This window comes from Acinetobacter sp. YZS-X1-1, from assembly GCF_000804305.1.
GTDB lineage: Bacteria > Pseudomonadota > Gammaproteobacteria > Pseudomonadales > Moraxellaceae > Acinetobacter > Acinetobacter variabilis.
Map to the genome: position 1 here is coordinate 113,265 of NZ_JWHB01000007.1, position 11,213 is coordinate 124,477.

The 11,213-nt window shown below is 40.4% G+C and carries 10 protein-coding genes; 6 read left to right on the top strand and 4 right to left on the bottom strand.

All coding sequences use genetic code 11. The annotated features are described in order from the left end of the window. Positions 1 to 68: 68 nt before the first annotated feature. On the bottom strand, positions 69 to 233 hold the full coding sequence (gene rubA, locus RJ01_RS06520; protein ID WP_034170439.1) for a rubredoxin RubA: 165 nt from the start codon (positions 231 to 233) through the stop codon (positions 69 to 71). Positions 234 to 709: 476 nt separating this feature from the next. On the opposite strand from rubA, the gene RJ01_RS06525 reads away from it, so the two are divergent. Further along, complete coding sequence (locus RJ01_RS06525) at positions 710 to 1,252, top strand: adenine phosphoribosyltransferase (RefSeq protein ID WP_034170440.1); 543 nt, start codon at positions 710 to 712, stop codon at positions 1,250 to 1,252. Between the two features lie 39 nt (positions 1,253 to 1,291). Here the strand turns inward: RJ01_RS06525 and RJ01_RS06530 are convergent, their stop codons facing one another. Next, positions 1,292 to 1,786, bottom strand: coding sequence for a YqiA/YcfP family alpha/beta fold hydrolase (locus RJ01_RS06530; protein ID WP_034170441.1), 495 nt, complete (start codon positions 1,784 to 1,786; stop codon positions 1,292 to 1,294). A 387-nt stretch (positions 1,787 to 2,173) separates the two neighbouring features. On the opposite strand from RJ01_RS06530, the gene lysS reads away from it, so the two are divergent. Then, complete coding sequence (gene lysS / locus RJ01_RS06535) at positions 2,174 to 3,700, top strand: lysine--tRNA ligase (protein ID WP_034170442.1); 1,527 nt, start codon at positions 2,174 to 2,176, stop codon at positions 3,698 to 3,700. A 272-nt stretch (positions 3,701 to 3,972) separates the two neighbouring features. Continuing rightward, entirely contained in the window at positions 3,973 to 5,424 is a 1,452-nt protein-coding gene (locus tag RJ01_RS06540) for a capsule assembly Wzi family protein (protein WP_034170454.1), read from the top strand. 352 nt (positions 5,425 to 5,776) lie between these two features. Here RJ01_RS06540 and trpS read toward each other — a convergent pair whose 3' ends face one another. Beyond that, positions 5,777 to 6,790, bottom strand: a complete 1,014-nt coding sequence (gene trpS, locus RJ01_RS06545; protein WP_005234596.1) for a tryptophan--tRNA ligase — start codon at positions 6,788 to 6,790, stop codon at positions 5,777 to 5,779. Positions 6,791 to 6,979: 189 nt separating this feature from the next. On the opposite strand from trpS, the gene RJ01_RS06550 reads away from it, so the two are divergent. After that, positions 6,980 to 7,906 (top strand): DUF808 domain-containing protein, encoded by a 927-nt coding sequence (locus RJ01_RS06550; protein WP_034170443.1) that lies wholly within the window; start codon positions 6,980 to 6,982, stop codon positions 7,904 to 7,906. Between the two features lie 48 nt (positions 7,907 to 7,954). Then, a complete protein-coding gene (locus RJ01_RS06555) occupies positions 7,955 to 8,857 on the top strand; it encodes a neutral zinc metallopeptidase (RefSeq protein ID WP_005234599.1) in 903 nt (300 codons plus the stop codon). Positions 8,858 to 8,906: 49 nt separating this feature from the next. Here RJ01_RS06555 and RJ01_RS06560 read toward each other — a convergent pair whose 3' ends face one another. Continuing rightward, positions 8,907 to 9,461, bottom strand: coding sequence for a hypothetical protein (locus RJ01_RS06560; RefSeq protein WP_034170444.1), 555 nt, complete (start codon positions 9,459 to 9,461; stop codon positions 8,907 to 8,909). A 225-nt stretch (positions 9,462 to 9,686) separates the two neighbouring features. Here RJ01_RS06560 and RJ01_RS06565 point away from each other — a divergent pair, with 225 nt between their 5' ends. Beyond that, positions 9,687 to 11,186, top strand: coding sequence for a sodium:proton antiporter (locus RJ01_RS06565; RefSeq protein WP_034170445.1), 1,500 nt, complete (start codon positions 9,687 to 9,689; stop codon positions 11,184 to 11,186). Positions 11,187 to 11,213 lie beyond the last annotated feature (27 nt).

Consider the following 11,213-nt stretch of genomic DNA (forward strand, 5'->3'; position numbering starts at 1 on the left):
AAATTAGTTTTTTTCAGGTATAAAGGACATAAAAAAGACCATTCAATATGGTCTTTAAAAGAACATGATTAGATTTCAATCATTTCAAAATCGACTTTAGAAACACCACAATCCGGACAAGTCCAGTCATCAGGAATATCTTCCCATTTGGTTCCAGGAACGATTCCGTCCTCAGGCCAACCTTCTGCCTCGTCATAAATCCATCCACAAACGATGCATTGATATTTTTTCATATAACTCTCCAAAACTGACCAACTGTAGCTGTCAGCTTAAAATCCACAAATGGCAAGACCCTAAAGAATATGACTTTTAATAGTAAACATATTTGGCTAAATTTTTACGCAGTTCTATTCATAAAGTAAAGCGAATAAAAGTTTAATCAGTGAAATTAACAGCAGAAAGGTCAGTCTCTAGATATTTCATTACTAGAAATATATTTAAGGTTAGGCAAAGAGTTGTATTTTTAGTTTTATAAACACTCTTCTGGCTTAGATTTTAAGTTGTAGACCAAAGTCGGGCAGAAAATATGATTAAAATCAGATAACTTAGACTCAGCAAAGTCTTTATTAAATATTTTTAAAATAAATTTAGTTATGTAAATCAATTGCTTATTATTGTTTTTTGCTTTATTATTGCACAGTCGTTGTTGTTACACATTGTTAATTTAGTTTAAAATTCAGCTATTCCCTTCCTTGTTTAAAGATCTCCCATGAGCAATTTGTCTACTACTCTGTGGTCTCACATTCGTACTGTCCAGAATTTTCCAAAACCAGGCATTTGTTTCTTCGATTTGACTCCATTATTCATGAATAATCTGGGGCCATTAACTGAGGCTTTGATTGCCAGCATTCCTGAAGAAAAGCTAGCTGAAGTAGACAGCTTTGTGGCAGTGGAAGCACGTGGTTTTGTGCTGGCAAGCCTGTTGGCGCAGCTTACGGGCAAAGGCTTATTACTGGTTCGTAAAGCAGGTAAATTGCCGCCTCCAGTGGTAGGTGTAGGTTATAGCCTTGAATATGGTCTGGACCGTCTGGAAATGTCTGCAGAAGTTCAAGGACAAAAAGTGATTATTGTGGATGATGTTCTGGCAACTGGCGGTACATTAAAAGCAGTACATGAGTTGGCTGAAAAATGTCAGCATCAGGTTCTAGGTGCGAGCATCTTCCTTGATCTGCCAGATTTACACGGTGAATTAGGCTTGGACATCTGGTCAGTACTTGACGATAAATCTCAGCCTGAAGCTGCAGTTGCTTAAGTCTGGATGATCAAAAAAGCCCCAACTATTGGGGCGTTTTTATTGCCGGATAAAATGATATTCAATTTCCTGAATCAGGTCGTTAATCTGTTCGGGATATTCCAGACGATGATGACCACCTTCAATGACATGAATTTGCATATAGTCTTCAAGCTGTGCCTGTGTTGCATGCATATCCAGAATTTCATCACCTAATTCCAGATAGGCCATTTGCGGAATATCATGCTGCAAATCACTGTCACAAATCGCAGGATAATCATCGCGGAAATTCGGTAGCAAGCTAGGATTCGCGATCACACAAGGGATCTGATGAGCTTGTGACATTTTTAGCGCCCAATAACCGCCCAGACTGTGTCCGACCAGAATATCCGGTTTAATGGTTTCAACCATTTCGTGGTAGAAATCGGCTACCGACTGGTAGCTCAGATTGCGATAATCCACATCTATACAATATTTATGCATTGAATCAATTGCATGAAATTTCGTGGACTGTTTTGACGAATCCAAGCCATGAAAAAACAATATTTTAGACATATTTTTACTCATTTTTATCGGACATGGCAAAGTCGTGGTCAGGGTGTTAAAACACCACCTTCTAATATGGTCATTATTGTAAAACGTCTATTTTGAGGAAGCAGTTAGCTATTGGTCTAAGCTGATACTGGATATAAAGGCATAATTTGTGCAGAAGGTTGGGATCTTGGACTTTCATCTAATAAAAGTTTGGCAATATTTTTAAAAAACCAATCATAAAATTCGAAACTGAAAATAATGCAAATCTTTTGCCTTTAAGAATTTCATATATCCAGAAATTTTTCTCAAGAAAAGCCGCGTGTGGGAAGTCTTTACGCTACGATTTGATGCAGATTTCTGCTATTCTATGCAACTTCTATTTTTTAACTAATCTTATCCGAGGCAGAGATGACGCAAAATAACGCTCAATCGACTTCTGAACAAATCATTTCCGAAAACGATTTAATTGCACAGCGTCATGCCAAGTTAAAGCAGATTCAAGACCACGCAAAAGAAACTGGTGTTAGCCCATGGCCAAACACATTTAAACGTGAACATTATGCGCAAGACTTACAAGACCAGTTTGCTGATAAATCTAAAGAAGAAATTGAAGCTGGTGAACACGTTCATGTAAAAGTAGCAGGTCGTGTGATGTTGAACCGCGGTTCATTTATCGTGATTCAGGATATGACCGGGCGTATTCAACTTTATGTTCCACGTAAAGAACTAGAGCCAGAAGTACTTGCAACGATCAAAGGCCTGGATCTGGGCGATATTATTGCGGTTGAAGGTTATATTGGTCGTTCTGGTAAAGGTGACTTGTATGTTCATATCGAACATTTTGAACTACTGACAAAATCATTACGTCCACTTCCAGACAAGTTCCACGGTTTGACTGATACTGAAGTGAAGTATCGTAAACGTTATCTTGATCTGATCGTGAATGAAGAAACCCGTAAAACTTTTGAAGTTCGTGCCAAAGTTGTTGCCGGTATTCGTAGTTTCCTGAACGATAAACGTTTTATGGAAGTTGAAACCCCGATGATGCACGTGATTCCAGGTGGAGCATCTGCGCGTCCATTTGAAACCCATCACAATGCACTGGATATGCCGTTGTTCCTGCGTATTGCACCTGAGCTTTATTTGAAACGTCTGGTTGTGGGTGGTTTTGAACGTGTGTTCGAAATTAACCGTAACTTTCGTAACGAAGGTGTTTCTACTCGTCATAACCCTGAATTTACTATGATTGAATTCTATCAGGCTTATGCAGATTACAAAGACCTGATGGAATTGACTGAACAAATGCTGGAAAAACTGGCAATTGATATTCTAGGTACCACTGATGTGCCTTATGGCGATGAAGTCTTTAGCTTCAAAGGGCCATTCAAGAAAATTTCAATGTTTGATGCCATTCTTGAACACAATCCACAGTTCACTCCAGAAAATGTCAATGACCGTGAGTTCCTGGCAAAATTTATTCAGGACGAACTGAAAGAACAGGTAAAACCAGGTTTTGGTCTGGGCAAACTGCAAACAATCGTATTTGAAGAAACGGTAGAAACTCAACTACGTCAGCCTACATTCGTGACTGAATATCCAGCAGAAACTTCACCATTAGCACGCCGTAATGATCAAAACCTGCATATTACCGATCGTTTTGAATTCTTTATCGGTGGTCGTGAACTGGCAAATGGTTTCTCGGAATTAAATGACCCGATTGATCAGGCTGAACGCTTCCAGGCGCAGGTCGCTGAGAAAGATGCGGGTGATGATGAAGCAATGCACTATGATGCTGACTTCATTGAAGCCTTGGAATATGGTCTGCCTCCTACAGCAGGTGAAGGAATCGGTATTGACCGTCTGGTGATGATCTTTGCGAATGCTCCAAGTATCCGTGATGTGATCTTATTCCCGCATATGCGTCATAAACACTGATGACTTCTTCGAAAAAAGGCAGTTTTTAAAACTGCCTTTTTTTATGTGTTCAGTATTTATTTTAAATAAAATTATAACCCAGCATTATTTCATTCTATTTTTTACATTTGTGATTTCATTTTTGTATTTTTATCTCATTTCTTGAAGCGATTTATTATTTTAAAAGTCAATTAAATCCAAGGTTTCATATTATACTGATACAGTTTCGCCATTGAATATTGTTTTTGAAATATCTATGGTTAGGCAAAAATAAACTTGAGAATATTGATCCCATGTTTCTAAAAAAACCATTATTAAGTGCACTTCTTACGACACTTTCGCTTCCTGTTTTTGCTCAAGGGCTGGTTCTGAATGATGCAAATCTTCGTACTGACTTGAACTGGTTAAACCAGCAAGGGGTGATCCAGATCAGTACCTCGACTTGGCCGCTCAGTGGTGATGAAATTCAACGTGCTCTATCCAATGCACAAGTGAGTAACAAAGTACAACAACGTGTTATTGATTCAGTTCTGGCAAAATTAACAGCAGACAATCAGCAGCTCAAAGTAGGCTTATTTGCGGAAAGTGATCCAAAAGATATTCCTCAAGCCTTTGGCGATCAGCAAAAGGCACAATTTCAGGCAGCTTTAGAGTTTAATGCAGGTGGCGAAAACTGGGATGCCAAGCTCCGAGTTAATGCCGAAAAAGATCGACAAATTGAGAATGATCAGGATGTGAATCTGGAAGGATCTTATCTTGCAGGGAAACTCTGGAATCAATGGCTGATTGCTGGCCAAATTCCGACCTATTGGGGTCCAGGACATGATGGCAGCTTGATTCGTGGCGATGCTAGCCGCCCAGTATATGGTTTTATGGCACAGCGTGCAGAACAAACAGCTTTTGAAACTAAATGGCTGTCCTGGATTGGACCGTGGCAATATCAGGCTTTTGCAGGACAATTGGATGATTATACTGCCGTTCCAGATGCCAAACTTATTGGGCTTCGTGTAACTGCCCAACCTTTATCTTACTTGGAGCTAGGTGCTTCTCGTGCGATTCAGTGGGGTGGGGAAGGACGTCCTGAAAGCTTAAGTTCACTATGGGATGCTTTTGTCGGGAATAAAGATAATGGTGGTACGGATGAACCTGACCCATCGAATCAGATCGCTGGTTTTGATGCACGTCTGAATCTGTTTCCTTTGACACAGGTGCCTATGGGCTTCTATGGGCAATATGTTGGTGAAGATGAAGCAGGTGGTCTCCCTGCGAAGAAAATGTATCTGGCTGGGATAGACTATTCTGCAACTGTAAGAAATATGCCATATCAACTTTATACAGAATGGGCAGATACACGGACTAACGGCAAGGTGCGCGGTATTTCTTATAGCCATACCAATTATACTGATGGCTTTTATCAGCATGGTTATCCGCTGGCACATGCTTTAGGTGGTGATGCGCAGATGGTTTCAGTAGGTGGTGATATCCGTGTTGATCCGATGAACCGCTTATCAGGCCGGGTATTGTTTGCTGAAGTCAATCAGTCTGCACGTGCAAGTGCAAATAATGCTGCTTTTGCTTTTGATGATGAAATTAAAGCATTAGATGTCACCTGGTCGCATTATATTCGTCCAGAAATGCCACTTAAAATTAATGCCTGGATAAGTGACTCAGATGTAAATGGTCAAGATGGCGGTGCTTCTATTGGAATTGAAATTCCATTAGAAAAAGGCTTGTTCAAATATTAATATTCAAGAACCAACAACAAAATCCTGCTCATCTGGCAGGATTTTTTTATATTTTAAAAAATTACAGACAAAAAAAACGCAATGATTGGGGTTGTCATTGCGTAGAAAAAGGAAGTTTCTTTCAAAACTAAATCAAGATTAACTGTGGAGAGAGTTAAATTTGATTGCTTACTGTATGTAAGTATATTAGGACTCATTCTCATGTGACTCATCAGTATTCATGTTAATAGATGTTAAGTAAGGTTAAAACTATGAAGAATCTGTGTGGAAACATGCCTTATTTTTGCGCATTTTGAACTTACATAAAAAAGCCCCTCATATGAAGGGCTTTTTTTTAAAAATATTGTCTAGCTTAGAAATGGAAAACGCCTAAGCCTGTTTTCACTTCATCTAAAGTGGCCTGTGTAATATCACGGCATTTATCTGTACCCGTTTTCAAAATATCCATGATGTAATCCGGGTCTTTAGCCAGTTCCATACGACGTTCACGAATTGGACCGATCAGCTCTTTTAGAATACCTTCCAGACGTTTTTTTACTGTACCATCACCTAAACCACCACGGCGATAATGTGCTTTCAACTCTTCCAGTTCCTCTTTATTGGTGTCGAAAGCGTCCAAGTAAGTAAATACCACATTACCTTCAACTTGACCTGGATCTTCGATGCGCAGGTGATTCGGATCGGTATACATCGCATTGACAGCTTTTTTGATATCTTTATCAGAAGCATCTAGAACAATGGTATTGCCTAATGATTTAGACATTTTCGCTTTGCCGTCAAAACCTGGTAAGCGTCCCACATTAGAAAGCAGCGCCTTACATTCAGGCAGTAATTCACGGCCAATCTGACGGTTAAGGCGACGTACGATTTCATTGGTCTGTTCGATCATTGGAATCTGGTCTTCGCCTACTGGAACTACAGTGGCTTTAAAGGCTGTGATATCTGCTGCTTGAGCCACTGGATAGCATAAGAAACCTGCCGGAATATCACGCTCGAAACCACGCATCTGAATTTCAGATTTAATGGTCGGGTTGCGCTCTAGACGTGAAACTGTCACAAAGTTCAGATAGAGCATAGTCAATTCGTTTAAGGCTGGCAGGCAAGACTGAACACAGATTGTAGTTTTGGTTGGATCAATGCCGACAGCCAGATAATCTGTCGCCACTTCAATAATATTGCGACGTACTTTTTCAAAGTTATCTGCATTATCTGTCAGGGCTTGAGCATCAGCGAGTAACAAATGTTGATGGTGAGAATCTTGTAAACCTACGCGAGAGCGTAATGAACCGACAAAATGGCCAAGGTGAAGCTGTCCGGTAGGACGGTCGCCAGTCAAAATTACTGGACGATTATCTTGATTACTCATTATCTATTCCAAAAGTAGTTTGTACTACATCTATATTTTAACGAATGGCCACATTGTACGGCATTCTGTTTTTGAATGTCAGCCAGAAAAAAAGTCGTAGTAAAAAAATCTTATTAATTAAACAAGTGAATACAATATTTTTTAAATATTTTCATTAAAATATGTCTAAAGATGATAAGGATAGCAAGAATGGCGAGCAGCTTATTAATATTATTGGATGATATTGCGACTGTTTTAGACGATGTTGCCGTGATGAGCAAGATGGCTGCAAAAAAGACAGCAGGTGTCTTAGGAGATGACTTGGCATTAAATGCCCAACAAGTCAGTGGTGTACGGGCAGAACGTGAACTTCCTGTAGTGTGGGGAGTAGCGAAAGGTTCTTTTATTAATAAGCTGATTCTTGTTCCTTTGGCTTTACTTATTAGTGTGGTTGCGCCCTGGTTAATCAATCCTTTACTGATGATTGGCGGTTTGTTTCTCTGTTATGAAGGCGTAGAAAAAGTTCTGCATAGCTTAAAGCATAAAAAAGCAAAGACTGAAGAAGACGCTGAGGCTGAATTCACTACGATCGAAACCGATTTGGCCACATTTGAAAAAGAGAAAATTAAGGGTGCGATCCGAACTGACTTTATTTTGTCTGCGGAAATTGTAGTGATTTCTTTGGGCACCGTGGCAGCCGCAGCTTTTACCACCAAGGTCATCGTACTGGCAGGGATCGCCATATTAATGACAGTCGGGGTGTACGGCTTCGTTGCCATGATTGTTAAAATTGATGATTTAGGTTTGTACCTGACTAAACAAGTATCTAGCTTCAAGCAAAGTATAGGCCGTGGATTACTGGCTTTTGCCCCTAAATTGATGAAAACCCTGACGATTGTAGGTACGATTGCGATGTTCTTGGTCGGTGGCGGGATTATTGCACATACCATTCCATGGTTTCATCATTTCACTGAAGATTCAGTTGAGTATGTAGAGCATATTCCTAGCCTAGGAAGTATCGTAGGGGCTGTTACGCCTACATTAATTAATCTGGTGATTGGTTTTGTGGCAGGGTTAATTGTATTTATCTTGATTGGCTTTATTCAAAAAATCAGATCGAAACCAAAGCAGGCATAAATTAGGCCCGTTAAAATAAGCTGACTTTAAACTATAAGGAATCTCACTATGCGCTGGAAAGGACGTCGTGTTAGTAGCAATGTAGAAGACCGTCGTGGCGGTGGTGCCAAAGCCGGTGGAATCAGTATTCTCGGGTTGATTATTGCTTTCGTGGCCTGGAAGTTTTTTGGCGTTGATCCACAGCAAGCCTATCAAACCACCAAGCAGGTCACGCAAGGTGTTTCTAGTGCAGAAACACGGGGTCTGGAAAATCCAACGCCAGAGCAGCAAGAAGCAATCGATTTTGTAGGAACTGTGCTTGCCGATACAGAAGATACCTGGTCTCAAATATTTCAGCAGCAGCTGAACCAGCAATATACTGCACCCAAATTGGTTTTATTTAGTGGGGTAGTAAATTCTGGTTGTGGTACAGCGCAATCGGCCATGGGACCTTTCTATTGTCCGGCAGACCAGAAAGTTTATATTGATACAGCATTCTTTAAAGATATGCGTACTCAAATGGGAATCAGCGGGGAACAGAACTCAACCGAGTTATCTCGCAATGATCAGGCAGGTGATTTTGCTCAAGCCTATGTGGTAGCGCATGAGGTAGGTCATCATATCCAGACCATTTTAGGTATTTCTTCACAGGTACAGCAGGCACGTCAACAAGCTACTCAAGCACAGGGCAATCAGCTTTCTGTACGACAAGAACTACAGGCTGATTGTCTGGCTGGGGTATGGGCTTATCATAACCATGAGCGTACGCAGTTCCTGGAGCAGGGTGATGTGCAGGAAGCAATGGATGCGGCACACAAGATCGGTGATGACTATCTGCAGAAAAAGGCACAAGGCCATGTCGTACCGGACAGCTTTACGCATGGTACCAGTGCACAGCGGGTAAAATGGTTTAATACCGGCCTGAAATCAGGTCAGATGTCTGCTTGCGATACTTTTAATCAAAATATCTAAAATTAAAGATCAAAAAAGGGGAGCAAATGTTCCCCTAATGATTGAATAGTTATTTTTCCAGAAAACGACGGAAGTTTTTCAAAATCTTGATACTGACAAATAAGGCAGCCAAGGCAAATAGCGAAATCGCAAAGAGAATATATTTTAAATTGCTGATGTCATTATTATAAAATTGCTTCAATTCATTTTTGGAATAGCTAAGTTTAGTGATCTGACCAGTTCGACTATCTTGGAACTGAATATTTTCAATATAAAAATAATTTCTCACTTTTACTAAATTAACATTCTGAATCTGCCGGGTATGTGACTGATTATAGTCATCAGTACATAGGGTCGCATAATGCTCACAGCTGATTTTTGCTACATAACCATTTCCCGCAATAAGGATAAACAGCGCATTGTCTGGACGTTGATTATTAGACACCAGTACATATTGTGCTTTGGCACTGCTTTTTAAAGGAATGCTCACGGCTTGCTGATAATATTGATCTGCTTTTAGAATTTCCTGAACTTTGGCAACACAGGTAAACATCAAGGAGAGTGTGACCAGAAAAATGACAGCAGCGAGACATAGACGGAATATGGTTTTGACAGTTTGATGCATGGGAGAAAATTTCTAAATAGAAAGAAGAGAGATGAGAGATGAGCAATAAAGTGCTTTAAGACTGTATGTTAAATCATCAGTTGTGAATATTGAAAAGAAACTTAACTTAATTCGAAAAAAAATGGGACTAAACTTGATCCGCTAAAATATACTGTTTTTTTAAACTTATATTTCAAGTAAATCTTTCAGCTCACGGCTGCAAATTGCCAAATCTTAGGAAACCTAATGGGAAGTTTCTTTTTTTTACAACTGTTGACGGTGGTCTTTGCTCTGTCAATTGCCACTACTATGTTCAACAAACGTGTTCTAAGTTTTCCTCAAGCCATTGGTGTGCCGATTGTTTCCGCTATTTTTGTATTTATCCTGCAATGGTGCGCCAGCCTGTTACAGGGTAATCCATTTTTTAGCATCAATATTGATAATATTGAGAAAGCAGTTCGCCATGTCGATTTTTATGACTTCCTGATTAATGGTGTGATTTGTTTTATTCTGACTTCATCCGCATTGAAGTTTAAGGTTTCAGATTTACGCAATCACTGGCGGCCGATTGGTATTCTGGCCAGTCTGGCATTGGTTTTCTGTGCAGTTTTCTTTGGTATTGCGCTGTACTGTTATCAGTTTCTGATTGGTAACCACGTCGATATATTGGTTCTACTATTACTCGGTGCTGCGCTCGGAGCAACGGATCCCATTGGGATTAAAGGTGTACTCAGTTCGGTACGCGCACCCCATCATTTGATCGTGAAGCTGGAAGGTGAGTCGCTGTTTAATGATGCCATGTGTATTGCATTATTTATGACCTTATTAAATGTACTGCAAGGTGAAAACTTTACCGTACTCGCCGTCCTGCAAACATTGCTTTATGAAATTGTCGTGGCAGTCTTGATCGGAATTGGGTTTGGTTTGGCGATTTTACGTATTCTGCGCGGTAAGCATGAAATGGAATCACTGATATTAACTACTGCATTGTTGGCTTGTGGTTCATATCTGGTTGCTTTACTGGCGCATGCTTCTGCACCAATTGCCTGTGTAATCGGCGGCTTGATCGTCGGTAATAAATGGAAAGAAATTCTGGCTGATGCAGATATCGGTGATGTAAACCATTTCTGGCATACGGTAGAGGGGATTATCAATTCCTTCCTGTTTACCTTGATCGGTCTGGAATTGTTCATTATTGATCTAAGCACCAGTCTGGTTCTAGGTGGGATTGTCGCTTTCATAATTCTGCATTTGGCACGCTTCCTGGCCAACCATCTGTCTTTTGCATTATTCCCTAGAATGCGCAAGAAGAGTTATAACGGCAGTTTAACCATTCTGTCTTGGGGCGGTGTACGTGGCGGGATTTCCTTAGCCCTGATTCTGGCAGTGGCCAATATTCCACAACTGGAAGCATATAGCAGTATTCTGATTGGATATACCTTTATTGTGGTGCTTCTTTCAGGGGTGGTTTGTGGCCTAGGTTTGCCAGCCGTAATGAATGCCTTTTATTACAACCCGAATGAAGAAACCCAAGGTTTTAAAGGCTGGTATCAGCGGATGTGCCACAAAATGAACCGTCGCGGTTTTCAGTATATTGTAGGGGAGGATGCAAATGGAAATGAAACCATCACCATCTTCCAGCCAGAAATGCTGATTGATAAGAAAGATGCAGATGGAGTAGCAACAGTGCATCATCCTGACAAAGTACAGGAAGTGAAGCGTTTAGAGAATCCGGAGAATTTCTAGGGCGTGTCCTCATTTGAAGAATTGGTT

Excerpts from the sequence above, each read along its gene's own strand:
- RJ01_RS06565 (WP_034170445.1), top strand. The coding sequence starts at position 9,687 with ATGGGAAGTTTCTTTTTTTTACAACTGTTGACGGTGGTCTTTGCTCTG.
- RJ01_RS06555 (WP_005234599.1), top strand. The coding sequence starts at position 7,955 with ATGCGCTGGAAAGGACGTCGTGTTAGTAGCAATGTAGAAGACCGTCGT.
- RJ01_RS06530 (WP_034170441.1), bottom strand. The coding sequence starts at position 1,786 with ATGTCTAAAATATTGTTTTTTCATGGCTTGGATTCGTCAAAACAGTCC.
- RJ01_RS06550 (WP_034170443.1), top strand. The coding sequence starts at position 6,980 with ATGGCGAGCAGCTTATTAATATTATTGGATGATATTGCGACTGTTTTA.
- RJ01_RS06560 (WP_034170444.1), bottom strand. The coding sequence starts at position 9,461 with ATGCATCAAACTGTCAAAACCATATTCCGTCTATGTCTCGCTGCTGTC.
- trpS (WP_005234596.1), bottom strand. The coding sequence starts at position 6,790 with ATGAGTAATCAAGATAATCGTCCAGTAATTTTGACTGGCGACCGTCCT.
- RJ01_RS06525 (WP_034170440.1), top strand. The coding sequence starts at position 710 with ATGAGCAATTTGTCTACTACTCTGTGGTCTCACATTCGTACTGTCCAG.
- RJ01_RS06540 (WP_034170454.1), top strand. The coding sequence starts at position 3,973 with ATGTTTCTAAAAAAACCATTATTAAGTGCACTTCTTACGACACTTTCG.
- rubA (WP_034170439.1), bottom strand. The coding sequence starts at position 233 with ATGAAAAAATATCAATGCATCGTTTGTGGATGGATTTATGACGAGGCA.
- lysS (WP_034170442.1), top strand. The coding sequence starts at position 2,174 with ATGACGCAAAATAACGCTCAATCGACTTCTGAACAAATCATTTCCGAA.